The sequence below is a fragment of the Streptomyces sp. NPDC045956 genome, assembly GCF_056430705.1.
This window is the reverse complement of the sequence record NZ_JBWKKZ010000006.1, coordinates 26759-50230: the sequence shown is the minus strand read 5'-3', so window position 1 is coordinate 50230 and position 23472 is coordinate 26759. Positions and strand designations below refer to the sequence as shown.

Here is a 23472-nt window from a genome sequence, read left to right as displayed (position 1 = left end):
AGCAGGGCACACGCCCCCGTAAGGGTTAGGAGGATATCGAGGGACTGACGGTTCCGTTCAAGGCGGGGCAAAATCCGACGCCGTTCGAAACCCTTTCGGCGGGCGTCGGCCCTGCCCCTCCTCCCGCGTTCCTCCTAGGCGTCCCGCCGCTTCAGCACCAGGTAGCCGCCGACCAGCGCGGCGATCACCCACAGCGCCATGATCCCGAGGCCGCCCCACGGGCCGTACGGCACGTCGTCGTCGATCGGCGTCACCACCTGCATGATCTTGCTGCCGGCCTGGTCGGGCAGGAAGCGGCCGACCTTCTCCGTCGCGGGGACGTTGCCCAGGATGTTGGAGATCAGGAAGAAGAACGGCATCAGGATGCCCAGCGACAGCATCGGGGAACGCAGCATCGAGGCGACGCCCATGGAGAACAGGGCGATGAGGGTCATGTAGAGCCCGCCGCCGATCACCGCGCGCAGGACGCCCGGATCGCCGATCGACGCCTTGAGGTCGCCGAGCATCATCTGCCCGAGGAAGAAGGTGGCGAAGCTGGTGATCATGCTGACGAGCAGCGCCAGCGCGGTGGCCACCGCGATCTTGCTGAACAGGAAGGTGCCGCGCCGCGGCACGGCGGCCAGCGAGGTGCGGATCATGCCCGAGCTGTACTCGTTGGCCACGACCAGCACCCCGAACACGATCATCGCGAGCTGGCCGAGGCTCGTCCCGGCGAAGCTGATGAAGGTGGGGTCGAAGGTGAGCTGCTCCTCGCGGCCCAGGTTGTCGAACTCGCTCTTCGACAGCGCCGCGATCAGCATGCCGAGGGCGATGGTGACGACCACGGCGAGGCCCAGCGTCCAGACGGTGGACGCGACCGACCGGATCTTGGTCCACTCGGACCGGACGACCTGTGTCGCCGCCATGCTCATCCCTTCCTCCAGTCGCTGCCCCACGGCTGCTGCTGTTGCTGCGGCACCGGTCCGGGCGGCTGCCCGTCGTGCGCGTGGTACTCCACCGACTCCGCGGTCAGCTGCATGAACGCCTCCTCCAGCGAGGCCCGCTGCGGACTCAGCTCGTGCAGCACCAGCTGGTGCCGCGCCGCCAGCTCGCCGATGGCCTCCGCCTTGTCGCCGTCCACCTCCAGGACCTCGGCGCCGCTCTCGACGACGGTGATGCCCTCGGTGTGCAGGACGTCGAGCAGCCGCTCGCGCTGCGGGGTGCGGATCCGGACGTAGCTGCGCGAGTTCTCCGCGATGAACTCGGCCATCGAGGTGTCCGCCAGCAGCCGGCCCTGGCCGATGACCACCAGGTGGTCGGCCGTCAGCGCCATCTCACTCATCAGGTGGGAGGAGACGAAGACGGTACGGCCCTGGGAGGCCAGGGACTTCATAAGATTGCGGATCCAGTGGATGCCCTCGGGGTCGAGTCCGTTGACCGGCTCGTCGAACATCAGGATGCGCGGGTCGCCGAGCAGCGCGCCGGCGATGCCGAGCCGCTGGCCCATACCCAGGGAGAAGCCCTTGGTCTTCTTCCGGGCGACCGCCGTGAGCCCCACCGTGTCCAGCACCTCGCCCACCCGGCGCTCCGGGATGCCGTTGCTCTGCGCGAGCCACAGCAGGTGGTTGCGGGCGCTGCGCCCGCCGTGCCAGGCCTTGGCCTCCAGAAGGGCGCCGATGTACGTCAACGGGTCCTGGAGCTGGTCGTAGTGCTTGCCGTCGATCCGGACGTCCCCCGCGGTGGGGCGGTCGAGCCCCAGCACCATCCGCATGGTCGTCGACTTGCCCGCACCGTTCGGACCGAGGAAGCCCGTGATGATGCCGGGTCTGACGGTGAAGGAGAGATTGTTGACCGCCACCTTCTCGCCGTACCGCTTGGTCAGCCCCTCGAGCTCGATCATGGCGCCCACGCTAGAACGTGACGAGGCCCTCTGCCACCCCAGTGACAGAAGGCCTCGTCCTTGTTACGCACTTGTCCGGCCGACGCCCCTCCGACGGGTCGGTCGACGGGTCAGCGGGACTGCTGGGCGGGCACCCCGCGGGAGACCGACTCGTCCTCGGCCGGCGTACCGGCGGCGGCCACCGCGGCGCCCGTGAGGGTCGCCAGCATCTCGCGCACGTTGGTGAGCTGCGCGTTGATGGAGTCGCGGCGGTTGGTGAGGGCGGCCAGCTCGCGCTCCGACTCCGAACGGATCCGGTCCGCCTTGGCGTTGGCGTCGGCCACGATGTCCTCGGCCTGGCGCTGGGCCGTCTCGACGGTCTGGCGGGCGCGGCGCTCGGCGTCCGTGCGCAGCTTCTCCGCCTCCAGGCGCAGCTGCTCCGCGCGGTGCTCGATCTCCGCGAGACGCTTCTCGGCCTTGGCCTGACGGGAGGCCAGGTCGCGCTCGGACTGCTCGCGGCGCTTGGCGAGGTTCGTCTCGAAGTCGGCGGCGGCCTGCGCGGCCTTGGCGCGGGTCTCCTCGAAGAGGGCGTCCGCCTCCTCACGCTTGGACTGCGCGTCCTTCTGCGCCTCGGAACGCAGCTGGGAGGCGTCGCTCTTGGCCTTCTCGACGATCCGCACGCCCTCGTCCTCGGCCTTGGCCTTGCGGTCCGCGGCGTACGACTCCGCGTCGTTGCGCACCTGCTGGGCGGCCGACTCGGCGAGCTCGCGGTGCTGCTCGGCCGCGCGCCGGGCCTCCTCGCGCAGGTCCTTCGCCTCTTCCTCGGCGAGCCGCAGGATCTTCTCGACCCGCGCACCGAGACCGGCGTACGACGGCTCGGCGTCGTTGACCTGGGCCTGGGCGTTCTGGGTTTCGAGGTGGAGCTCCTCGATGCGCTTTTCCAGAGCGGTGATGCGGGCGAGAGCGCTGTCACGGTCGGAGACGAGCTTGGAGATACGTTCGTCCACCTGAGCGCGGTCGTACCCACGCCGCACAAGCTCGAAGCCGTAGGGGGAAGTGTCGCTCATGGGGTTCCTGTCGAAAGAGACCGGGTGAGGTGATAGAGGGAATCCTAGGCGCCAATGCGGTGTGTCATCGAGCGGATGCGCGTTTGATACGGAGAATGACACCTCTTTTGAGTGGCTGACCCACGGAAGGCTTGCCAAAGTCTTGGGCAAGGGTTCGCACGGAGTTCGGCCAAAGATCTCCAGCAGACACGTAATCCGCCGTGACCGCTAGCCGTCTGACGCCTTGCCACCCGAACGGGGAGCACCCACCGTCGCCCCGGCCTTGACCCCGTTGTCCTTGCCGGCGGTCGGCGCCTCGAAGGACTCCAGGGCCTCCAGCACGTCCTGCACCCGGGAGATCTCGGTGTTGATGTCCTCGCGGCGCCGCACCAGGGTCTCCAGCTCGCGCTTGCCCTCCTCGACGGTGGCCCGGGCCTCCCGGACCGCCTCCGCCTTCAGCTCCTCGGCCTCCCGGACCAGCGTGGCCTTCTTCTGCTCGGCCTCCTTGAGCAGCGCCTCGGCCTTCTTGACGGCGGCGATGCGCACCTTGCCGGCCTCGGAGTTGGCCTCCGACACCAGCTCCTTGGCCTTCGCCTCCGCCTTGGCGAGCTGCTCCTCGGCGGCCTTGATGAGCGCGTCGCAGCGGTCGCCGGTCGACTTCATCGTCTCGGCGGCCTCGCGCCGGGCCCGCTCGTGCAGCTCCTCGATCTCGGAGGTGAGCCGCTCACGCAGCTCCTCCGCGCGCTCCCTGACGGCGGTCGCGTCCCGGCGGGCGCCGACGAGCAGCTCGTCCGCGTCCGTGCGGGCCTTCTCCACCCGGGTGTTCCCCTCGACCGTCGCCTCCGAGACGATCCGCTCCGCCTCCGAGCGGGCCGCGCCGACCATCGTGTCGGCCTGCGACTCGGCGTCCGCGGTGGTCTTCTGCGCCTGCTGCTGCGCCTCGGTGAGCAGCTTGTCGGCCTCGGCGGCGGTCTCCGTGATGAGCGTGTCGACCTGCTCCGCCGCCTCCGAGCGCCGCTTGTTGGCGTCCTGACGGGCCTCGTCGAGGGTGCGCTCGGCCTCCTCGCGGGCGGCCGTGGTGACCCGCTCGGCCTCCGCGGCCGCCTCGGTCCTGACCCGCTCGGCCTCCGTGCGGATCCGCTCGGCGTGCTGCTGGGCGGAGCCCACCGTCTCGGCGGCCTCGGCCCGCAGCCGCTCCGCCTCCCCGGTGGCGTCCGTGAGCAGCTGCTCGGCCCGGGCACCCGCCTCGGCCCGCACCCGGTCGGCCTCGGCGACCGTCTCCGTGGTGAGCCGCTCCGCCTCGGTGAGCGCCTCGGTCCGCACCCGCTCGGCCTCGTTCGCCGCCTCGGTGCGGACGCGCTCCGCCTCCGCGGCCGTCTCCGTACGGATGCGGTCGGTCTCCGCGGCCGTCTCCGTGGTCAGCCGCTCCGCCTCGGAGCGCGCCTCGGTGATCAGGGTGTCCGCCTGCGTCGCCGCGTCGGACCGGATGCGGTTGGCGTCCTCGCGGGCGTCCGCCCGGGTGCGGGACGCGGCCTGCTCGGCCTCGGCGATCGCGTCGGACGCCTCGGTGCGCACCCGCTGGGCGTGCTCGGAGACGTCGGTGCGGATGCGGTCGGCCTCCGCGATGGCCTCGGACACGGTCCGCTCGGCCAGCGCCTTGGCCGCCTCCGTCTCGTCCCGCGCCTCGCGCCGCAGTCGGCCGGCGTCCTCGCTCGCCCGCTCCCGCTCCGCGTAGGCGTCGGAACGGACCCGGTCCGCCTCCTCCTCGGCCTCGCGCCGGGTGCGCTCCGCCGCGTGCTCGGCGGCGCTGCGCAGCCCGGTGATCTCCTCCTGGGCCTGCTCGTGCAGCCCGGCGACCGACTCGCGCACCTGCTGCGCGTGCTGCTCGGCGGCCGACACCATCTCGGTCGCGCGCCGGTCGGCCTCCTCGACCAGCCGGACCGCCTCGGTCTGCGCCTCCTCCACGCGCTTGCGCGCCGAGGCCAGCAGCTCCTCGCTCTGCTCGCGGGCCCGCTCGCGCTCCTGGCCGGCCTCCTGCCGGGCGGAACCGAGCGTCTCCTCGGCCTCGCGGCGGCGCCGGGCGGCCTCCTCCTGCGCGGCGGCCAGCGCCTCCGACGCCTCGGCGGCGATGCGCTCGGCGGCGGTCTGCGCCTCCGCCCGCACCCGGTCGGCGCTCTCCTGGGCCTCCGTCTTCAGCCGCTCGGCCTCGTTCGACGCCTCGGACCTCAGGCGTACGGCGACGGCCTCGCCCTCCGCGCGGGAGGCGGAGGCGTCCGCGGCGGCCTCGGTGCGCAGCCGCTCGGCCTCCGTCTCGGCCTGCTGCTGGAGCGTACGGATGCGCTCCGCGGCCTCCGCGCGCAGCCGCTCGCTCTCCTCCGCGGCCTCGCGGCGGATCCGCTCGCCTTCCTCGCGGGCCTCGGTCAGCGCCTGCTCGGCGGCGCCGCGGCGCTCCTCGGCCTCGGTGTGCAGCCGCGTCAGCTCCTCGGCGGCCTCCGCCCGCCGGGCCTCGACGGCGCGCTCGGTCTCCTCGCGCAGCTCGCGGGCGGCCCGCTCGGCCTCCGCCTGGAGCTCCTCCACGCGCTCGGCGGCCTCCGCGCGGTGCCGCTCGGCCTCCGCGCGGGTGCGCTCCAGGGTCTCCTCGGCCTGCCGGCGCAGCGTGGTCGCCCGCTCGATGGCCTCGGTGCGGACCTTCTCGCTGTCCGCCGTCGCGGTCTGCCGCAGCTCGTCCGCGTCGGCCTTGGCCTTGGCGAGCAGCTCCTCGGCGGTCTTCGCCGCCTCCTCGATCTGCGCCACGGCCTCCTTGCGGGCCTCGGCGCGGATCTTCTCGCCCTCGGCGACGGCGTCGGCGCGCAGCTGCTCGGCCTCGCCCCGCAGCCGGCGCGCCTCCTCCTGCAGCTCGACCGTCTTGGCGCGGTACTCCTTGGTGTCGTCCTTCGCCGCGCCCTTGAGCTGCTCGGCGATGTCGTGCGCCTCGGCGCGCAGCCGGTCCGCCTCGGCCTCGGCCTCGCCGCGGATCCGCTCGGCCTCCTCGGTGGCGGCCTTCGTGGTGCGCTTGGCGTCCTCCGACGCCTTGTTCAGCACGTCCTCGGCGGTCTTGGCGGCCTTGGACAGCTGGGTGGCCGACTCCTCGGCGGTGAGCGTGCGGGCCTTCTCCGCGGCCTCCGCGACGATCTTCTCGGCCTCGGCGCGGGCGTCCGCGACCAGCTGCTCGGCCTCGGACCTGGTCGACTCGGCGTCCTTGGTGGCCTCGCCGACCAGCCGGGCGACCTGCTCCTTGGCGGTGCGGGTGCGCTGCTCGTTGGTGGCCTCGGCGCTCGCCAGGGCCTTGGCCGCGGACTCCTTCGCCTCGGCGACCAGCTTCTCGGCCTCGGTCTGCGCCTTGCGCAGTGCCTCCTCGGCCTCGGACATGCGCTGCTCGGCGGCCCGGCTCAGCTCCTGGACCTGGCGCCGGGTGGACTCCGACTCGCTCGCGGTGGAGCTGCGCAGCTGCTCGGCGTGGTCGGTGGCCTCCTGCGCCTGGGTGGAGGCCGCGTTCAGCAGGCGTTCGGCGTCCGTGCGGGCACGGCGCAGGATCTGCTCGGCCTCGCCGCGCGCGCTCTCCGCGTCGCTCCGCAGCCGCTGCCTGGCCTCGGAGGTGAGCCGCTCCGCCTCCGCGCGGGCCGCGGCCAGGGCCTGCTCGGCCTCGGCGCGGGACTCGTCCAGCAGCCGGCGGGCCTGCTGCTCGGTGCGGGCCCGCAGCTGCTCGGCCCAGGCCACGTTCTCGTTGACGTGCGACTCGACGGTCTGCCGGCGCTCGGCCAGCTCCTGGTCGAGCTGCTGGCGCCGGGTCACCGCCTCCTGGTGCAGCTCCGCCTGGAGCCGGGCCGCCTGCTCGGCGTGCTCCTGGAGGATGCGCTGCGTCTGCGCCCGGGCCTGGCTCAGCTCCCGTTCGGCGTCCGCGCGCAACTGGTCGGCCTGCGTCTGCGCGTTGCGCAGCAACTGCTCGGCCTGGTACCCGATGTCTCCGCCGTCGAAGGCGGGCCGGGACATGATGGTGCGCCGCGCCTCGTGCAACTTGGCGCGCAGCACCTCGACCTGGTAGCCGAGGTCCTCGGCGTGCTGGATCGCCTTTTCCCGCTCGGTCTTCAGCCGCTTCATCTCGGCCTCGAACCGAGAGAGGTGGTCGACGTCAGCCGCCGGCTCTCGCTCCTGGCTCTCGTAGCCCCGCACTGCGCGGTCCCATCCGTCCCCTGGTCGCAAATCTTCCCGAACGGGCTCCGTCCGTCCGCCGGACGGGGCCCCCGGGGAATGGTGTCAGATCAACGGCGGAGCAGACGCTTCTGCCCCGGCGTCCGCCCCCCGAAACACGACCCCGGCGGTCCCGCCACCACTGACAGCAGGACCGGGTCACCCTGGACTGAGCGGCGACCGCACCCAACCCTACCGGCCCCTATGTACGAGGGTCAGTGCTCAGGTGACTCAACGGCCGCCGATGTGACCAGTTCTGTCAGTACGCCATGGCAGTCCTTGGGGTGCAGGAAGGTGATCCGCGACCCCATGGAACCGCGCCGGGGCTCGTCGTACAGAACGCGTACGCCCTTCTCCCGGATGTCCGCGGCGTCCGCGTCCACGTCCGCCGTACCGAAGGCGATGTGGTGGACGCCCTCGCCGTTCTTGGCGAGCCACTTGCCGACCGCGGAGTCCTCCCGGGTCGGCTCCAGGAGCTGGAGGTACGAGGCGCCGCCGTCCGACGTACCGTTGATCCTGAGCATGGCCTCGCGGACGCCCTGCTCCTCGTTGACCTCGGTGTGGAACACCTCGAAGCCGTAGGTGGCACGGTAGAACTCGACGGTGGTGTCCAGGTCGCGGCAGGCGATTCCGATGTGGTCGATTCGCGTCAGCATGGATTCAGTGCAGCGCCCCGGAGGTGGTTACGCAACGTGCGCGCGATCACACCGACGGCCGGGTGACGGGCGGCATACCGCTCAGTACATTCGAGTAAACCCTCGTTCACTCCTCGGCCTGTGCGGGCCGGAAAAGGGGATCGCAGCTCATGTCTTCTGGAACTCCCGGCACCTCTGGAACGAACGGCACGACCTCCGTCATCGTCGCGGGTGCCCGCACCCCGATGGGGCGGCTGCTCGGCTCCCTGAAGTCCTTCTCCGGGGCCGACCTCGGCGGCTTCGCCATCAAGGCCGCCCTCGACCGGGCGGGCATCACCGGTGACCAGGTGCAGTACGTGATCATGGGCCAGGTGCTCCAGGCCGGCGCCGGCCAGATCCCGGCCCGCCAGGCCGCCGTCAAGGCCGGCATCCCCATGAACGTCCCGGCCCTGACGATCAACAAGGTCTGCCTCTCCGGCCTCGACGCCATCGCCCTCGCCGACCAGCTCATTCGCGCCGGTGAATTCGACGTGATCGTCGCCGGCGGCCAGGAGTCCATGACCAACGCCCCGCACCTGCTGCCGAAGTCCCGCGAGGGCTACAAGTACGGCGCGGTGCAGATGCTCGACGCCATGGCGCACGACGGCCTGACCGACTCCTTCGAGAACATCGCCATGGGCGAGTCGACGGAGAAGCACAACACCCGCCTCGGCATCGAGCGCGGCCCGCAGGACGAGATCGCCGCGCTCTCCCACCAGCGCGCCGCCGCCGCCCAGAAGAACGGCGTCTACGAGGCCGAGATCGCCCCGGTCGAGATCCCGCAGCGCAAGGGCGACCCGGTCGTCTTCAGCCAGGACGAGGGCATCCGCGGCGACACCACCGCCGAGTCGCTCGGCAGGCTGCGCCCCGCCTTCTCCAAGGACGGCACGATCACCGCGGGCTCCTCCTCGCAGATCTCCGACGGGGCCGCGGCCGTGGTCGTGATGAGCAGGGCCAAGGCCGAGGAACTGGGCCTGGAGTGGATCGCGGAGATCGGCGCGCACGGCAACGTCGCCGGGCCGGACAACTCTTTGCAGTCGCAGCCCTCCAACGCCATCCGGCACGCCCTGAAGAAGGAAGGGCTGGAGGTCGGCGACCTCGACCTGATCGAGATCAACGAGGCGTTCGCGGCCGTCGCCGTGCAGTCAATGAAGGATCTCGGCGTCTCCACCGAAAAGGTGAACGTCAACGGTGGCGCCATCGCCCTGGGGCACCCCATCGGCATGTCCGGTGCCCGGCTCGTGCTGCACCTGGCCCTGGAGCTGAAGCGGCGCGGCGGCGGGACCGGCGCGGCGGCGCTGTGCGGCGGCGGCGGTCAGGGCGACGCGCTGATCGTCCGGGTGCCGAAGGCCTGAGTGCCGCCCGGCACGACCACTGACGGAACGTAGCTGAACGGAGCTGTGATGCAGGACGTCTCCTCGCTGGTGGCCCAGGCCAGGGAAGGCCGGCCGCGGGCCGTGGCCCGGCTGATCTCGCTGGTGGAGGGGGCGTCCCCGCAGCTCAGGGAGGTCATGGAAACGCTCGCGCCGCTCACCGGCGGGGCGTACGTGGTCGGTCTGACCGGCTCGCCGGGCGTCGGCAAGTCCACCTCCACCTCGGCGCTGGTGACGGCGTACCGCAAGCAGGGCAAGCGGGTCGGCGTGCTCGCCGTCGACCCGTCCTCCCCCTTCTCCGGGGGCGCCCTGCTCGGCGACCGGGTCCGGATGTCGGAGCACGCCTCCGACCCGGGCGTCTACATCCGCTCGATGGCGACCCGCGGCCACCTCGGCGGCCTCGCGTGGGCCGCCCCGCAGGCCATCCGCGTCCTCGACGCGGCGGGGTGCGAGGTGATCCTGGTCGAGACGGTGGGCGTCGGGCAGTCGGAGGTGGAGATCGCCTCCCAGGCCGACACCTCCGTCGTCCTGCTCGCCCCGGGCATGGGCGACGGCATCCAGGCCGCCAAGGCCGGAATCCTGGAGATCGGCGACGTCTACGTCGTCAACAAGGCCGACCGGGACGGCGCCGACGCGACCGCCCGCGAGCTGAACCACATGCTGGGTCTCGGCGAGTCCCGCGGCCCGGGCGACTGGCGTCCGCCGATCGTCAAGACGGTCGCCGCGCGCGCCGAGGGCGTCGACGAGGTCGTCGAGGCACTGGAGAAGCACCGCGCCTGGATGGAGGAGCGGGACGTCCTGGCCGAGCGCCGCCGGGCCCGCGCCGCCCGCGAGGTCGAGACCATCGCCGTCACCACCCTGCGCGAACGCATCGGCGACCTGCACGGCGACCGCCGCCTCGGCGCCTTGGCGGAGCGCATCGTGGCCGGCGAACTGGACCCGTACCGTGCGGCGGACGAACTCGTGGCGGGCCTGACGACGGGCTGACCCGGGTGCCCGGAGAAAGCCGGCGCGGTCGCGGAACCGCGCTGGTACGTTGACCCACGTGTTCCTCCTCTTGGCCTAGGGCCCGCCCCGCACGCGACCGCCGCTGACCGGCCGTCGCGTGCCTCGGCGTCCCCTTCTCGCCTCTCCCTGAGGAACCTCTCGCATGTCCACGCACCCCGTGCGGCCCTCGTACGCCGCCGTCCTCCGCGTCCCCCATGCCTGCCGCACCTTCGTGGCCGCCCTCGTCGGCCGGCTGTCGTACGGCACGGTCTCCCTCGCGCTGATGCTCTCCCTGACCCGGTCCACCGGGTCGTACGCCGTGGCCGGCACGGTCATGGCCCTCTTCGGCGCCACGGGCGTCTTCCTGTCCCCCTGCCGTGCGGCCCTCGTCGACCGGCACGGCCCGCGCCGGGCCCTGCTCCCGATGGCGCTGCTGTACGCGGCCCTGCTCTGCGCGCTGGCGGCGGCGTGCTGGCGGCCGGGCACACCGGCGGCCGTCCTCGCGGTGACCGCCGCGGCGGCCGGCGCCGTCACGCCCCCGCTCGGCCCGACGATGCGCGCGGTGTGGGCGGAGGTGCTCCCCGACCGGGCCATGGTGCGACGCGCCTACAGCCTGGACTCCGTCGCCGAGGAGCTGCTCTTCGTCTCCGGTCCGCTCCTGGTCGGCCTGGTGGTCGGCGTCGCCCCGCCGGCCGCCGGCATCCTGCTCAGCGCGCTGCTGGTGGCCGTGGGCACCCTCGCGTTCGTCACGTCCCCGGCGGCGGGGGCGCTGCGTCCGGCGGGGCGGGACAAGGCCGGCGCCCCGGCGACCGGGCGGCACGACACGGGCCGGCGGCGGTCCCTGATGCAGCCCGTCGTCGTCGCGGCCGCCGTCGGCGTCTCGGTCAGCGCCGTCGACCTCCTCGTCGTCGCCTTCGCGGGACAGCGCGGCCTCGGCGGCGGCACCGTCGCCTGGCTGCTCGCGGCGCTGTCGGCGGGCAGCGCGGTCGGCGGCCTGCTGAACGGCGCCGTCAGCCGGGGCTCCAGCCGGGCCCGGCTTCCGTTCCTCACCGCGGGCCTCGGCCTGTCCCTGGCCGCGGCGGGACTGGCTCCCGGCGTCGGCACGCTGGCCGTGGCCGTCGCCTGCGCGGGGCTGTTCGTGGCTCCGGCGCTGACGACGGCGTACCTGATCGCCGACGAGGGCGCGGCACCCGGCTTCCGGACCAGGGCCGGTGCCTGGTGCAACACCGCCGTCAACGCCGGCGGCTCCGCCGGGGCGGCCACGGTGGGCCTGCTGATGGAACGCCTGCCGCTGCCGGTGTGCTTCGCGGTGTCCGGCGCGGTCGCCGTGGCGGCGGCGCTGGTGCCGGGTCGCCGCCGCGTCCGCTCGGCCGGGGCGGCCGGCGCGGCCGCTCAGTCGTCGTCGGAAGCGGTGTCGTCGGAACCGTCGTCCGAGCGCGAGTCGTCCGAGCGGTCGGCCGTGACCTTGCCGGTCCTCGGGTCGACGCGCCAGTCCCGCTCGTCGTCGCCCGAGGAGCGGGTCTCGACCTCCCAGGCGACCTCGCCGTCGCCGTAGTGGCCGTCCTCGTCCAGCTCCACGCCGGTCACGGTGCCGTGGCCGGCCGCCGCCCGCGCCGCCTCGGCGGCGTCCACGGACGTGCCCTTCAGGGCGGCCCGCACCTCGTCGGTGTCGTCGGCATCGTCGTCGTCGGTGTTCTCCTTCTCGGACCCGAGGACCTTGCCGGAGGCCGGGTCGATCCGGACGCTGTGCCAGGTGCCGTCGCCGGCGAGGACGTCCACCTCCCAGGCGGCGCGCCCGTCGTCTCCGTCGGCGTCGTCGAGTTCGGCGGAGACGGCGTTGCCCGGCGCCTTCTTCAGCGCGGCGGCGACGGCGTCGGCCGCCGTCACCTTCGCGGAGGCGGCGCGGGCGGCGTCGTCGCCGTCGTCTCCGCGGTCGTCGTCGCCGTCGTCGTCCCGGTCGCCCTCGGCGTCGTCGTCGCCGTCGTCGGACGAGGCGCCCTTCACGTCCGCCTGACGCGACGTCGTCCCCGGGTCGTCCTCGCCCGAGGTGGCCAGGGCCGTCGCCGTACCGCCCCCGATCAGTGCGGCGGCGGTGACGGCGGCGATCACGATGTTGCGCTTCATGCGGTTCCTCCCGAGTCGTACACGGTCGTCGAGTCGCTGTGCTGTCGACGCCTTCACTGTCCGGGACGGACGCTGAGGCCGAGCTGAAGCCGCCTGAAGGGATCTTCAGCTTCCCTTTGCGACTCTTGGGACATGCGCCTGTTGATCGTGGAGGACGAGAAGCGCCTCGCCGTGTCGCTCGCCAAGGGCCTCACCGCCGAGGGGTACGCCGTGGACGTCGTCCACGACGGACTGGAGGGCCTGCACCGGGCCGGCGAGGGCGGGTACGACCTCGTCATCCTCGACATCATGCTCCCCGGCCTCAACGGCTACCGCGTCTGCGCCGCCCTGCGGGCCGCCGGCCACGACGTGCCGATCCTGATGCTCACCGCCAAGGACGGCGAGTACGACGAGGCGGAGGGACTGGACACCGGTGCGGACGACTACCTCACCAAGCCCTTCTCCTACGTCGTCCTCGTCGCCCGGGTGAAGGCCCTGCTGCGGCGGCGGGTCCAGGGCGTCGGGGCGTCGCCCGTCCACGTCCACGGGGAGCTGAAGGTCGACACGGCGGCCCGGCGGGTCTTCCTGGGCGAGCGGGAGATCACCCTGACCGCGAAGGAGTTCGCGGTCCTGGAGCAGCTGGTGGTGCGGGCCGGACAGGTCGTGTCCAAGGCGGAGATCCTGGAACACGTCTGGGACTTCGCCTACGACGGCGACCCCAACATCGTCGAGGTGTACGTCAGCGCCCTGCGGCGCAAGCTCGGCGCCGCCCTCATCCGGACCGTGCGCGGCGCCGGCTACCGGCTGGAGGGCGAGCGGTGAGCCGGCTCCTCGGCTCGGTGCGGGCCCGGGCCACGCTCGGCGCCACCCTCGTGGTCGCCGTCGCCCTCGTCGCGGCCGGCACCGCCGTCCTGCTGTCCCTGCGCTCCAATCTGCTCGGCGAGGCCGGCACCCAGGCGGAACGCTCCGCGCGGGAGGTCGCCACCGAGCTGGCCGTCGGGACGCCGTACGGTGAGCTGTCGCTGGACGTCGACGACCGCCCGGTGCAGATCGTGGACGAGGACGGCACGCTGGTCGCCGCGAGCGAGGACCTGGAGCGGATCAGCGGCACCAGCGTCGGTGCCGTGCAGCCGCAGCCGACCGCCACCGGTGACGCGGACGGCGACGACGGTGACGACGGCGGTGACGACGCGGACGACGACTCCGGCGAGTCGCTGGAACCCGGGGAGATCGGGGCGCGGACCACCGTCAGCGACGGCTCGGCGACGATCGACGGCGACCCAAAGGACTACCGCTTCGCCGCCGTGCCCGTCGAGACCCCGGAGCAGGGCCGCCTCACCGTCTGGGCGGGCGCCCCGCTGTCGGCCGAACACGGCGCCGTGAACACCGCCCTGACCGTCATGCTGATCGGCTTCCCGCTGCTGCTCGCGGTCGTCGGGTGGGTGACCTGGATGGTCACCGGACGCGCCCTGCGCCCGGTGGAGGGCATCCGCCGGGAGATGGCCGCGATCACGGCGAGCGAGGACCTGGCGCGCCGCGTGCCGGTGCCGGGCACGCACGACGAGGTCGCCCGGCTCGCCTCGACCACCAACGAGACGCTGTCCGCCCTGGAGGCCTCGGTGGACCGGCAGCGGCGCTTCGTCGCCGACGCCTCGCACGAGCTGCGCAGCCCCATCGCCTCGCTGCGCACCCAGCTCGAGGTGGCGGCCGCCCACCCGGAGCTGCTCGACCTCGACGGCGCCGTGGAGGACACGGTGCGCTTGCAGCGGCTCGCCGCCGACCTGCTCCTGCTGGCCCGGCTGGACGCGGGGGAGCGGCCCGCCGACGCCCGTGTCGACCTCGCGGCGCTCGCGCGGGAGGAGGCCGGGGGGCGGGCCGGCGTCAGCGTGCGGGCCCAGGGCGGGGGCGACGTGATGGTGGCCGGGTCGCGAGGGCAGCTGGGGCGGGTGCTGGCCAACCTGCTCGACAACGCCCAGCGGCACGCCCGCTCCGCGGTGGAAGTCTCCGTGCGGCGGGACGGTGAGCTGGCCGTGCTCGCGGTGGCCGACGACGGGGAGGGCGTGCCGGCGGCCGACCGGGAGCGGATCTTCGAGAGGTTCGTACGGCTCGACGCCGCCCGCAGCCGCGACGACGGCGGGGCCGGACTGGGGCTGGCCATCGCCCGCGACGTCGCCGTGCGGCACGGTGGCACGCTCACGGTCCACGACGCACCGGCAGGCGGCGCCCTCTTCGAGCTCCGCCTGCCGGGTGCCCCCCAGGGGGTGTGATCAGGTGCGTCCCCGCTGCCCGCGCAGGTGCTCCGCGATGGGCCGGAGCGCCTTGTCCAGCTCCGTCAGCGCCTCGGGTGCCAGCAGGTCGATGAAGTGCCGGCGCACCGATGCCACGTGGTGCGGCGCGACCCTGCGCATCGTCTCCAGGCCGTGCGGGGTGAGGACGGCGTAGAGCCCCCGGCGGTCGGACTCGCAGTTCTCCCGCCGGACCAGGTCCGCGTTCTCCATGCGGGTGATCTGGTGGGAGAGGCGGCTCTTGGACTGCATCGTGGCCGTGGCCAGGTCGCTCATCCGCATTCTGTCTCCCTCCGACTCGGAGAGGTTCACCAGGATCTCGTAGTCGTTCATCGTCAGGCCGAACGGCTGCAGGTCCTTCTCGAGCTGGTGCGTCAACAGCCTGTTGACCTCCAGGTGGGTGCGCCAGGCACACTGCTCCGTATCGGTCAGCCAGCGGGTGGCCGTCTCGGTCTCCATGAATGAAGTCTACCTAAAATGTTGAAAGGCGAACTAGTGAAGGGGTCTCCGTGACGGTGACGGTGCGCACGCGTTCGATGTCACACTCCGCAGATTACCGCTCACAGCCCGAAGCGGCGCTGGAGGTCCCCCAGCTGTCCGGGAAGCCCCGGTACCCCGGACCGGCCGCCCGGCGCCCCGGACGCCCCGCCGCCGGGCACCCCCGCCTGCTGCGGAGTGGCACCCGTGGCCTGCTCCGCCATCAGCGCCTCGCTCGACTGCAACAGCACCGTCCCCGCCCCCACGAACTCGAACTGGTGCTCCTCGCCGGACGCGCCGCCGAGACCCGTCATCGCACGTAGACCGCCCATCAGGCCGGTCATGTACCCGTGATCGTAGTGATGGCACGGCGACGGGCAGTCGGCCCAGCCGGCCAGGGCCTGGGGGTCGACCCGGATCGGCGGTTCCATGAACACCACCGGACCGTTCGACGCGGCCACGAACTTTCCGGTTCCGATCAGCGTCAGGAAACCCGGCACGATCGACTGCTTGAGGGCCAGACTTGGCTGAAAAGCGAGCAAGTTGCCCGAGCGAATGGTCAGGTTGCCCTCTTCGAGGTCGAAGGAATTCACGTCGAAGGCCCGGTCGGCGAGGAGCATCTTGCCCGAGCCCTCGGCCACGACCCAGTCACTCGCGTGCAGAGGCGAATGGAAGGAAGTGCGCACCAGCCGGTCCAGCCGGCCGTGCCCGACCCCGTTGAAGTCGATCGTCCCGTAGTAGGCGATCATCTTCCCCTTCTGGAGGAACCACTGACCGCCCTTGAGCTCCACGCAGAAGGTGTAGGCGTTGACGTTGTCATCGGCCGGCAGTGTCGCCGGGTCGTGGTGAACCGTGCTCACAGCTTCTCCTCGGACGCCTGGACGAACACCGTGCCGCTGCCGCTCAGCTCCAGCTGGAACGCCTCGCCGGAGCCGCGCCCCACCATGTCCCGCCAGCCCATCGCGGTGGACAGCTTGTTGCGTACGTCACCGTGGTGGGCGACGTACGCCTGCGGGTCGACGCGCACCGGCCGCTGCGGGGTGACGGGGATCTCGAAGACGCCTCCGTGGGCCATCACCGCCACCGAGCCGTGGCCCTTGAGCGTGGTCGTGAACAGCCCCTGCCCGCTCACCTGGCCGCGCACCATGCCCATGACCCCGCCCTGAGCGCCCAGGAACACCGTGCCCTGCTCCAGGGTGCCCTCGAAGGCGAGGAGGCGGTCCGCCTCGACGTACAGCGTGTCCCCGGCCAGGCCGATCACCTGGACGTGGTGGCCGCCGTGCCCGAAGAGCACCGTGCCGCTGCCCTCGACCGTCATCAGCGGGGTGTCCTCGTTCGCCACCCGGCGGCCGATCATCGACATGACGCCGCCCTGGCCGCCCCGCAGGTTCGGGGTGAAGGTCACGTCGCCCTGGTACGCGAGCATCGCGCCGCGCTGACTGAACAGCCGCTGTCCGGGTGCGACGGTCGCCCGCACCATCTTGGAGTTGATCTCCTGGAAGGCCATGGTCAGACATCCCCCGCGATCGTGTTCCGCTCGCTCGGCTGCACGTAGACCAGCCCGTCGCCCTCGAAGCGGATCTGGAAGGCCTCCCCGCCGCCCTCGCCGAACAGCGTGCGGAACGTCACACCCGACTGGAAGGACTGCCGCAGGTTCCCCTGGTGCGCGACGTAGGCGCCCGGGTCGACGGTCAGCGGGTACTGCGCGCTGACCCGCAGCACCACCGGCGTGCCGTCCGACATGATCGCCGCCTGCCCGTGCCCCTCGACGGTCGTGGTGAACAGCCCGTTGCCCTGCGAGGCGCCGCGCGCCCCGGTGAAGCTGGTGCCGGTGCGCAGCCCGGCGTCGGCCGCCAGGAAGTTGCTCGACTCGACGTACAGGGTGTCGCCCTGGAGACCCACCAGGGTGATCTCCGACGCCCGGTCCGCGAACCAGCAGGTCCCGTGCCCCTTCACCTCCATCACCGTCATCTGCTCGCCGGTGATCCGCCGGGTCACCATCCCCCGGATTCCCTCACCGCCGCCGCTGAGTTTCTTGAAGGCCATCTCCCCGTCGTACGCGACCATCGAGCCGTTCTTCGCCTTGACGGCGTCTCCGGTCATGTCGACGGCGAGGACCTTGCTGCCTTGAAGTCGGAACATCGCCACAAATGGGAAGGTAGCCCGCCGGGCGGGCCCGCCGACAGGTCCCGCGGGAGGAGATGTCCCCGCCTTCGACCCCCTCACCCGGGCGCGCCGGGGGTTTGCCACAATGGACACGCGCTTGTGCGCCCGTTCACAAGGCGCGCGGCTCAGCCCAGCCCGCCGACGCCCGATGTCTCTCCCACCGAAGGTGACCCGTGGACCTCAAGACCGCCTCCGCCCTCCGCCGCCTCCGCCTGGTCTCCGGCCCCGAGGCGATCTCGTTCCTGCTCCTGCTGGTCTGCTCCGTGCTGAAGCGGACCACCGACTTCAACGCGGTGCCCGTGATGGGCGCGGTCCACGGCTTCCTCTTCGTGCTGTACGTGCTCTTCTGGGCGGACGCCTGGAACCGCGCCAAGTGGTCCCTCGGCACCGCCGCCTTCTACTTCGTGATGTCGGTCCTGCCGACCGGCGGCTTCTTCGCCGAGCGCAGGCTCAAGCGCGAGGCCGAGAGCGCGGTCATCGCCTCCCGCGCCCGCCGGGAAGGGGTCGTGGGCGCATGATCGTCGCCTTCTCCGTGACGCCGCTCGGCGTCGGCGAGGACGTGGGGGAGTACGTCGCCGACGCCGTCCGGGTGGTCCGCGAGTCGGGCCTGCCGAACCGCACCGACGCGATGTTCACGTCCGTCGAGGGCGAGTGGGACGAGGTCATGGACGTCGTCCGGCGGGCCGTCGCCGCCGTCGAGGCACGGGCCCCGCGCGTGTCCCTGGTCCTCAAGGCGGACATCCGCCCCGGCGTGACGGACGGCCTCACGTCGAAGGTGGACACCGTCGAGCGGCACCTCGCCGGCTAGCCGCGGGCCGCGGACCGCGGGCGGTGGTATCGAAAGGCGAGACGCGGCTGACCGGCATGTGACCGGCCGGTAAGGTCTGATGCCGTGCCGAAGCCCCTGAGTCTCTCGTTCGACCCCATCGCCCGTGCCGACGAACACTGGAAGCAGCGCTGGGGCGGCGTGCCTTCGATGTCCGCCATCACGTCGATCATGCGGGCGCACCAGATCCTGCTGGCCGAGGTCGACGCCGTGGTCAAGCCGTACGAGCTGACCTTCGCGCGCTACGAGGCGCTGGTGCTGCTCACCTTCTCCAAGTCGGGCGAGCTGCCGATGTCCAAGATCGGCGAGCGGCTCATGGTGCACCCCACCTCGGTGACCAACACCGTCGACCGGCTGGTTCGGTCCGGGCTGGTCGCCCGGCGCCCCAACCCCAACGACGGCCGGGGCACCCTCGCCACCATCACCGACAAGGGCCGCGAGGTGGTCGAGGCGGCCACCCGCGACCTCATGGCGATGGACTTCGGCCTGGGCGCGTACGACGCCGAGGAGTGCGGCGAGATCTTCGCGATGCTCAGGCCGCTGCGGATCGCCGCCGGGGACTTCGAAGAGGCCTGAGCGCGTCGCCGGGCCCGCCCGAAGATCGCGCGAAACGGACGGTTACGCTCGTACGCATGAAAAAGAGCGTGCTGACCCGCTACCGGGTCATGGCGTACGTCACCGGTGTGCTGCTGATCCTGCTCTGCCTCGGCATGATCGCCAAGTACCTGCTGGACATGGACGGTGCCGCCGACTTCACCCGCATCGTCAGCATCGCGCACGGCTGGCTGTACGTCGTCTACCTGGTCTTCGCCTTCGACCTGGGCGCCAAGGCGAAGTGGAAGGTCAGCAAGCAGCTGTGGGTGCTGCTGGCCGGGACGATCCCGACCGCCGCCTTCTTCGTGGAGCGCCGGATCAGCCAGGAGCTGGACACCAAGGTCGCCGCGGCCGAGGCACCCGCGCCCGCGAAGGCCTAGCCGGCTCGGTCAGCCCCTCCCACCGCCGTACGGACACCCGTACGGCGGTACCCCATCGACATTTACTTGGACGTCCTAGTAAATTCGTGGGTATGGACGCTGACGCCATAGAGGAGGGCCGCCTTCGCTGGCAGGCCCGGTACGACGCGGCGCGCAAGCGCGACGCGGACTTCACCACGCTCTCCGGTGATCCCGTGGAGCCCGTGTACGGGCCCCGGCCCGGGGACGCGTACGAGGGCTTCGAGCGGATCGGCTGGCCGGGGGAGTACCCCTTCACCCGCGGCCTGCACCCCACGGGCTACCGGGGGCGCACGTGGACCATCCGGCAGTTCGCCGGGTTCGGCAACGCCGAGCAGACCAACGAGCGCTACAAGATGATCCTCCGCAACGGCGGCGGCGGCCTCTCGGTCGCCTTCGACATGCCGACGCTCATGGGCCGCGACTCCGACGACCCGCGCTCGCTCGGCGAGGTCGGGCACTGCGGCGTGGCCATCGACTCGGCCGCCGACATGGAGGTGCTGTTCCAGGACATCCCGCTCGGTGACGTGACGACCTCCATGACGATCAGCGGGCCGGCCGTGCCCGTGTTCTGCATGTACCTGGTCGCCGCCGAGCGGCAGGGCGTGGACGCCTCCGTCCTCAACGGCACGCTCCAGACGGACATCTTCAAGGAGTACATCGCCCAGAAGGAGTGGCTCTTCCAGCCCGAGCCGCACCTGCGCCTGATCGGCGACCTGATGGAGTACTGCGCGGCCGGCATCCCCGCCTACAAGCCGCTCTCGGTCTCCGGGTACCACATCCGCGAGGCGGGCTCGACGGCCGCGCAGGAGCTGGCGTACACGCTCGCGGACGGCTTCGGGTACGTGGAGCTGGGGCTCTCGCGCGGCCTCGACGTCGACGTCTTCGCCCCCGGGCTCTCCTTCTTCTTCGACGCGCACCTCGACTTCTTCGAGGAGATCGCCAAGTTCCGCGCGGCCCGGCGCATCTGGGCCCGCTGGATGCGCGACGTGTACGGCGCGAAGACCGACAAGGCGCAGTGGCTGCGCTTCCACACGCAGACCGCGGGCGTCTCGCTCACCGCCCAGCAGCCGTACAACAACGTGGTGCGTACGGCCGTCGAGGCGCTGGCGGCGGTGCTCGGCGGGACCAACTCCCTGCACACCAACGCCCTCGACGAGACCCTCGCCCTGCCCAGTGAGCAGGCGGCGGAGATCGCCCTGCGCACCCAGCAGGTGCTGATGGAGGAGACCGGCGTCGCCAACGTCGCCGACCCGCTCGGCGGTTCCTGGTTCGTCGAGCAGCTGACGGACCGGATCGAGGCCGACGCGGAGAAGATCTTCGAGCAGATCAAGGAGCGGGGGCTGCGCGCCCACCCCGACGGGCGGCACCCGATCGGGCCGATCACCTCGGGCATCCTGCGCGGCATCGAGGACGGCTGGTTCACCGGCGAGATCGCCGAGTCCGCCTTCCGCTACCAGCAGTCCCTGGAGAAGGACGACAAGAAGGTCGTCGGCGTCAACGTCCACACCGGCTCCGTCACCGGCGACCTGGAGATCCTGCGGGTCAGCCACGAGGTGGAGCGCGAGCAGGTCCGGGCCCTGGGCGCACGCAAGGCGGCCCGCGACGACGCCGGCGTGCGCACCGCCCTCGACGGCATGCTGGCGGCGGCCCGTTCCGGCGGCAACATGATCGGACCGATGCTGGACGCGGTGCGCGCCGAGGCGACGCTCGGCGAGATCTGCGGAGTGCTGCGGGACGAGTGGGGGGTGTACACGGAGCCGCCCGGGTTCTAGGCGCCGAAGCCGGATGCGGAGGCGTGCGAGGCCGCGTCCCTCGGCCCGTCACCTCCGCCCGTGGCCTCCGCCCGGTCCGTGGCCTCCGCCCGGTCCGTGGCCTCCGCCCGGTCCGTGGCCTCCGCCCGGCCCTCGGCCTCCGCCCGGCCCTTGGTCTCCGCCCGGTCCGTGGTCTCCGCCCGGTCCGTGGTCTCCGCCCGGTCCGTGGCCTCCGCCCGGCCCTCGGTCTCCGCCCGGCCCTCGGTCTCCGCCCGGCCCTCGGTCTCCGCCCGGCCCTCGGCCTAGGCCCCGGCTCCGTGCTGGGCGGGGGTGGAGGCGAGGCCCCACAGCAGCACCTGCGTGAAGCCCCGCACCCAGTCGTCGTCCGCCGGTTCCGCGCTCACCAGGGTGCGGTGCACCACCGCGCCCGCGACCACGTCGAAGATCAGGTCCACGGTGCGGGCCGCCTCGGCGGCGTCGGGCTCGGGCGGCAGCTCGCCGCGGGTCTGGGCGCGCGCCCGGCCCTCCAGCACGAGGCGCTTCTGGCGCTCGACGATCGACGTGCGGATGCGCTCGCGCAGCGCGTCGTCGCGGGTGGACTCGGCGACCACCGCCATCAGCCCGCTCTTGGCCTCCGGGCGGGCCAGGATCGCCGCGAACTGGAGCACGACGCCCTCGATGTCGGCGGCCAGGGAGCCGCGGTCGGGGAGCCGGAGCTCGTCGAAGAGTTCGGCGACCGCGTCGACCACCAGTTCGTTCTTGCCGGCCCAGCGGCGGTACAGCGTCGTCTTGGCAACCCCGGCCCGTGCCGCCACGTCTCCCAGGGTGAGCTTCGACCACCCCAGATCGACCAGGGCCGCCCGCGTCGCGGCCAGGATCGCGGTGTCCGCCGCGGCGCTGCGCGGGCGCCCGGCACGGCCGGCGGGGGTGCTGCTTGGCATGCACCGACCTTAACCGGCGGGTAACGCGCGGTCGGCCGTGAGGCAGATCACCCGGGCGGGGTGTTCCGACGGTCCGTCATGGCATTACGCTACGAGGCGTAGCGAAAGCACGGGTCCGCCCGTGCCCCAGCGACGACCACGGGCGTGGGGTGGGGACCCGGCGCCAACAGGACACATCAGGGCGGGCTTTCACGCCGCTTTTCACACACGCGCGAGTACGGGGGAGGATAGACCCATGCAGCCACGGAACATGTCCATGAGCGGGGTCGTCGACCTCGCCGCGGTGAAGGCGGCCCAGGAGGCCAAGGCGAAGGCGGAGCAGGCGCGCGCCGAGGCGGCCCGCCACGGCGGGACGGGAGCCGTCTCCCCGGCCGATCTCGTCATCGACGTCGACGAGGCCGGCTTCGAGAGTGAAGTACTGCAGCGGTCCACCGAGGTCCCGGTCGTCATCGACTTCTGGGCCGAGTGGTGCGAGCCCTGCAAGCAGTTGAGCCCGGTCCTGGAGCGGCTCGCCGTCGAGTACAACGGGCGCTTCCTCCTCGCCAAGATCGACGTCGACGCCAACCAGATGCTGATGCAGCAGTTCGGCGTCCAGGGCATCCCGGCCGTCTTCGCGGTCGTGGCCGGACAGGCGCTGCCGCTCTTCCAGGGCGCCGCCGGCGAGGCGCAGATCCGCCAGACCCTGGACCAGCTGGTGCAGGTCGCCGAGGAGCGCTTCGGCCTGACCGGCATCGCCGTCGACCCGGAGGCGGAGCCGGGAGCCCGTCCCGACGTCGCCGAGCGGCCGGCCGGTCCGCACGACGCGGCCCTGGAGGCCGCCGTCCTGGCCCTGGACGCGGGCGATCTCGCCGGAGCCGTCCAGGCGTACAAGAACGTGCTCGGTGAGGACCCGGGCAACACGGAGGCGAAACTGGGTCTCGCCCAGGCCGAGTTGCTCCAGCGCGTGCAGGGCGCCGACCCGCAGAAGGTCCGCCAGGAGGCCGCCGACAAGCCCGGCGACGCCCGCGCGCAGATCGCCGCCGCCGACCTCGACCTGGTCGGGGGGCACGTGGAGGACGCCTTCGGGCGCCTCATCGACACGGTGCGCGTCACGGCGGGCGAGGAGCGGGACGCCGTACGGGTGCGGCTGCTGGAGCTGTTCGAGGTGGTCGGCGCCGATGACCCGCGGGTCGCCGCGGCGCGCCGGGCACTGGCCCGCGCCCTGTTCTGACGGGCGGTCCGGGCGTCGGTTCCAGGCCGGTCGCCCGGCGTTCGCCCGCGTGATACCCGTGGGGCAAGAGCTGTCGACGGGACGCCCATGCGGCCGCGCTTTGCCAAAACTTGGCAATCGCGGCCGCTGTTACTGCAAGTAAGTCAACGGCGTCGATCTGTCGGAATCTGTCCAGCGATCAATAGTTTTGTACCGCCCCTATGACGCACCCAGCGTCGCCGTTCGGGGCCGGTGCGTCGCCCCACGGTTATCCGCCCGTTACTAGCGAGTAACGAACCCCCTTGTGCCGACGGCGAGAATGCACCACGATCGGCGACGCTCGGTCCGTTGCCCGTACCCCGAAAGCCAGTCGGGTCGCGGGGGTTCCTGGGTCCCCACCGAGCAGAGCCGGCAGCAGTGGTGCCGGCTCTTGGGCAGGGGGGTCTTCGTCCACCCGGCGAAGCCTGCCCAGCAGGGTTGTGCGTGATGCGTGTCAGGCGCGACCAGTGGTTGTCGCTCGGGGGTGATCGCCGGTGATTCGGGCGCGTTCGTACGTGCCGCCGAGCGCGGGCGC

Annotated in this window: 22 protein-coding genes and 1 pseudogene; 12 read left to right on the top strand and 11 right to left on the bottom strand. The window is 72.3% G+C overall.

The genetic code is table 11. The features are described 5' to 3' along the window. Positions 1–134 precede the first annotated feature (134 nt). From AC07FV_RS17195 to mce, 5 genes are all read right to left on the bottom strand, one after another. Positions 135–911: an ABC transporter permease gene (locus AC07FV_RS17195; protein WP_356604632.1), complete on the bottom strand. Its 777-nt coding sequence runs from the start codon at positions 909–911 to the stop codon at positions 135–137. Beyond that, positions 908–1879: an ABC transporter ATP-binding protein gene (locus tag AC07FV_RS17190; RefSeq protein ID WP_479088103.1), complete on the bottom strand. Its 972-nt coding sequence runs from the start codon at positions 1877–1879 to the stop codon at positions 908–910. Before AC07FV_RS17190 ends, AC07FV_RS17195 begins: the two co-directional genes overlap by 4 nt. Before the next feature lie 110 nt (positions 1880–1989). After that, a complete protein-coding gene (locus tag AC07FV_RS17185) occupies positions 1990–2925 on the bottom strand; it encodes a coiled-coil domain-containing protein (RefSeq protein ID WP_356604636.1) in 936 nt (311 codons plus the stop codon). A gap of 207 nt (positions 2926–3132) precedes the next feature. Further along, positions 3133–7113 carry a polarized growth protein Scy gene (scy, locus tag AC07FV_RS17180; RefSeq protein ID WP_479088101.1) on the bottom strand — a complete coding sequence of 1327 codons (3981 nt, stop codon included), beginning with the start codon at positions 7111–7113 and terminating at the stop codon, positions 3133–3135. Positions 7114–7346: 233 nt separating this feature from the next. Continuing rightward, the gene (gene mce, locus AC07FV_RS17175) at positions 7347–7787 is read right to left on the bottom strand and encodes a methylmalonyl-CoA epimerase (RefSeq protein WP_356604640.1); all 441 of its coding nucleotides are present in this window, start codon (positions 7785–7787) and stop codon (positions 7347–7349) included. A gap of 149 nt (positions 7788–7936) precedes the next feature. Between mce and AC07FV_RS17170 the strand changes: the two genes are divergently transcribed. From AC07FV_RS17170 to AC07FV_RS17160, 3 genes are all read left to right on the top strand, one after another. Then, on the top strand, positions 7937–9160 hold the full coding sequence (locus tag AC07FV_RS17170) for an acetyl-CoA C-acetyltransferase (RefSeq protein WP_383646579.1): 1224 nt from the start codon (positions 7937–7939) through the stop codon (positions 9158–9160). A gap of 48 nt (positions 9161–9208) precedes the next feature. Beyond that, on the top strand, positions 9209–10165 hold the full coding sequence (gene meaB, locus AC07FV_RS17165; protein ID WP_479088099.1) for a methylmalonyl Co-A mutase-associated GTPase MeaB: 957 nt from the start codon (positions 9209–9211) through the stop codon (positions 10163–10165). A 163-nt stretch (positions 10166–10328) separates the two neighbouring features. Further along, positions 10329–11720, top strand: a complete 1392-nt coding sequence (locus AC07FV_RS17160) for an MFS transporter (RefSeq protein ID WP_479088097.1) — start codon at positions 10329–10331, stop codon at positions 11718–11720. On the opposite strand, the pseudogene AC07FV_RS17155 reads toward AC07FV_RS17160, so the two are convergent. Then, positions 11678–12289, bottom strand: a pseudogene (locus tag AC07FV_RS17155) (PepSY domain-containing protein); the annotation flags it as partial. The gene AC07FV_RS17160 and the pseudogene AC07FV_RS17155 overlap by 43 nt on opposite strands. A 132-nt stretch (positions 12290–12421) precedes the next feature. Between AC07FV_RS17155 and AC07FV_RS17150 the strand changes: the two are divergent. Beyond that, positions 12422–13090, top strand: a complete 669-nt coding sequence (locus AC07FV_RS17150; protein WP_479088096.1) for a response regulator transcription factor — start codon at positions 12422–12424, stop codon at positions 13088–13090. Continuing rightward, entirely contained in the window at positions 13087–14535 is a 1449-nt protein-coding gene (locus AC07FV_RS17145; RefSeq protein ID WP_479088094.1) for a sensor histidine kinase, read from the top strand. Before AC07FV_RS17150 ends, AC07FV_RS17145 begins: the two co-directional genes overlap by 4 nt. On the opposite strand, the gene AC07FV_RS17140 is transcribed toward AC07FV_RS17145, so the two are convergent. From AC07FV_RS17140 to AC07FV_RS17125, 4 genes are all read right to left on the bottom strand, one after another. Next, positions 14536–15012, bottom strand: coding sequence for a MarR family winged helix-turn-helix transcriptional regulator (locus tag AC07FV_RS17140; protein WP_383646591.1), 477 nt, complete (start codon positions 15010–15012; stop codon positions 14536–14538). Positions 15013–15113: 101 nt separating this feature from the next. Continuing rightward, on the bottom strand, positions 15114–15890 hold the full coding sequence (locus AC07FV_RS17135; RefSeq protein WP_479088092.1) for an AIM24 family protein: 777 nt from the start codon (positions 15888–15890) through the stop codon (positions 15114–15116). Further along, positions 15887–16537 (bottom strand): AIM24 family protein, encoded by a 651-nt coding sequence (locus AC07FV_RS17130; protein WP_479088090.1) that lies wholly within the window; start codon positions 16535–16537, stop codon positions 15887–15889. The genes AC07FV_RS17135 and AC07FV_RS17130 overlap by 4 nt, the downstream gene beginning before the upstream one ends. Positions 16538–16539: 2 nt before the next feature. Further along, positions 16540–17172, bottom strand: coding sequence for an AIM24 family protein (locus AC07FV_RS17125; RefSeq protein WP_053137225.1), 633 nt, complete (start codon positions 17170–17172; stop codon positions 16540–16542). 197 nt (positions 17173–17369) lie between these two features. On the opposite strand from AC07FV_RS17125, the gene AC07FV_RS17120 reads away from it, so the two are divergent. The 6 genes from AC07FV_RS17120 (at position 17370) to AC07FV_RS17095 (ending at position 21074) form a co-directional block, all read left to right on the top strand. Next, complete coding sequence (locus AC07FV_RS17120) at positions 17370–17714, top strand: DUF3817 domain-containing protein (protein WP_356604660.1); 345 nt, start codon at positions 17370–17372, stop codon at positions 17712–17714. After that, positions 17711–18004 (top strand): MTH1187 family thiamine-binding protein, encoded by a 294-nt coding sequence (locus AC07FV_RS17115; RefSeq protein ID WP_053137231.1) that lies wholly within the window; start codon positions 17711–17713, stop codon positions 18002–18004. Before AC07FV_RS17120 ends, AC07FV_RS17115 begins: the two co-directional genes overlap by 4 nt. Positions 18005–18088: 84 nt before the next feature. After that, on the top strand, positions 18089–18598 hold the full coding sequence (locus AC07FV_RS17110) for a MarR family winged helix-turn-helix transcriptional regulator (protein WP_356604664.1): 510 nt from the start codon (positions 18089–18091) through the stop codon (positions 18596–18598). A 56-nt stretch (positions 18599–18654) separates the two neighbouring features. Beyond that, the gene (locus tag AC07FV_RS17105) at positions 18655–18996 is read left to right on the top strand and encodes a DUF3817 domain-containing protein (RefSeq protein ID WP_361016645.1); all 342 of its coding nucleotides are present in this window, start codon (positions 18655–18657) and stop codon (positions 18994–18996) included. Positions 18997–19088: 92 nt separating this feature from the next. After that, complete coding sequence (locus AC07FV_RS17100) at positions 19089–20789, top strand: acyl-CoA mutase large subunit family protein (protein WP_479088088.1); 1701 nt, start codon at positions 19089–19091, stop codon at positions 20787–20789. A 60-nt stretch (positions 20790–20849) separates the two neighbouring features. Further along, positions 20850–21074 carry a hypothetical protein gene (locus AC07FV_RS17095; protein WP_479088086.1) on the top strand — a complete coding sequence of 75 codons (225 nt, stop codon included), beginning with the start codon at positions 20850–20852 and terminating at the stop codon, positions 21072–21074. Here the strand turns inward: AC07FV_RS17095 and AC07FV_RS17090 are convergent. Further along, positions 21071–21709, bottom strand: a complete 639-nt coding sequence (locus tag AC07FV_RS17090; RefSeq protein WP_479088084.1) for a TetR/AcrR family transcriptional regulator — start codon at positions 21707–21709, stop codon at positions 21071–21073. The genes AC07FV_RS17095 and AC07FV_RS17090 overlap by 4 nt on opposite strands. A gap of 235 nt (positions 21710–21944) precedes the next feature. Between AC07FV_RS17090 and AC07FV_RS17085 the strand changes: the two genes are divergently transcribed. Next, positions 21945–22919 (top strand): tetratricopeptide repeat protein, encoded by a 975-nt coding sequence (locus AC07FV_RS17085; RefSeq protein WP_479088082.1) that lies wholly within the window; start codon positions 21945–21947, stop codon positions 22917–22919. The last annotated feature ends 553 nt before the right edge of the window (positions 22920–23472 follow it).

Bases quoted from the DNA above. Each gene is read 5' to 3' on its own strand.
- AC07FV_RS17195 (WP_356604632.1), bottom strand. From the start codon at position 911: ATGAGCATGGCGGCGACACAGGTCGTCCGGTCCGAGTGGACCAAGATC.
- AC07FV_RS17190 (WP_479088103.1), bottom strand. From the start codon at position 1,879: ATGATCGAGCTCGAGGGGCTGACCAAGCGGTACGGCGAGAAGGTGGCG.
- AC07FV_RS17185 (WP_356604636.1), bottom strand. From the start codon at position 2,925: ATGAGCGACACTTCCCCCTACGGCTTCGAGCTTGTGCGGCGTGGGTAC.
- mce (WP_356604640.1), bottom strand. From the start codon at position 7,787: ATGCTGACGCGAATCGACCACATCGGAATCGCCTGCCGCGACCTGGAC.
- AC07FV_RS17170 (WP_383646579.1), top strand. From the start codon at position 7,937: ATGTCTTCTGGAACTCCCGGCACCTCTGGAACGAACGGCACGACCTCC.
- meaB (WP_479088099.1), top strand. From the start codon at position 9,209: ATGCAGGACGTCTCCTCGCTGGTGGCCCAGGCCAGGGAAGGCCGGCCG.
- AC07FV_RS17160 (WP_479088097.1), top strand. From the start codon at position 10,329: ATGTCCACGCACCCCGTGCGGCCCTCGTACGCCGCCGTCCTCCGCGTC.
- AC07FV_RS17150 (WP_479088096.1), top strand. From the start codon at position 12,422: ATGCGCCTGTTGATCGTGGAGGACGAGAAGCGCCTCGCCGTGTCGCTC.
- AC07FV_RS17140 (WP_383646591.1), bottom strand. From the start codon at position 15,012: ATGGAGACCGAGACGGCCACCCGCTGGCTGACCGATACGGAGCAGTGT.
- AC07FV_RS17130 (WP_479088090.1), bottom strand. From the start codon at position 16,537: ATGGCCTTCCAGGAGATCAACTCCAAGATGGTGCGGGCGACCGTCGCA.
- AC07FV_RS17125 (WP_053137225.1), bottom strand. From the start codon at position 17,172: ATGTTCCGACTTCAAGGCAGCAAGGTCCTCGCCGTCGACATGACCGGA.
- AC07FV_RS17115 (WP_053137231.1), top strand. From the start codon at position 17,711: ATGATCGTCGCCTTCTCCGTGACGCCGCTCGGCGTCGGCGAGGACGTG.
- AC07FV_RS17105 (WP_361016645.1), top strand. From the start codon at position 18,655: ATGAAAAAGAGCGTGCTGACCCGCTACCGGGTCATGGCGTACGTCACC.
- AC07FV_RS17100 (WP_479088088.1), top strand. From the start codon at position 19,089: ATGGACGCTGACGCCATAGAGGAGGGCCGCCTTCGCTGGCAGGCCCGG.
- AC07FV_RS17090 (WP_479088084.1), bottom strand. From the start codon at position 21,709: ATGCCAAGCAGCACCCCCGCCGGCCGTGCCGGGCGCCCGCGCAGCGCC.
- AC07FV_RS17085 (WP_479088082.1), top strand. From the start codon at position 21,945: ATGCAGCCACGGAACATGTCCATGAGCGGGGTCGTCGACCTCGCCGCG.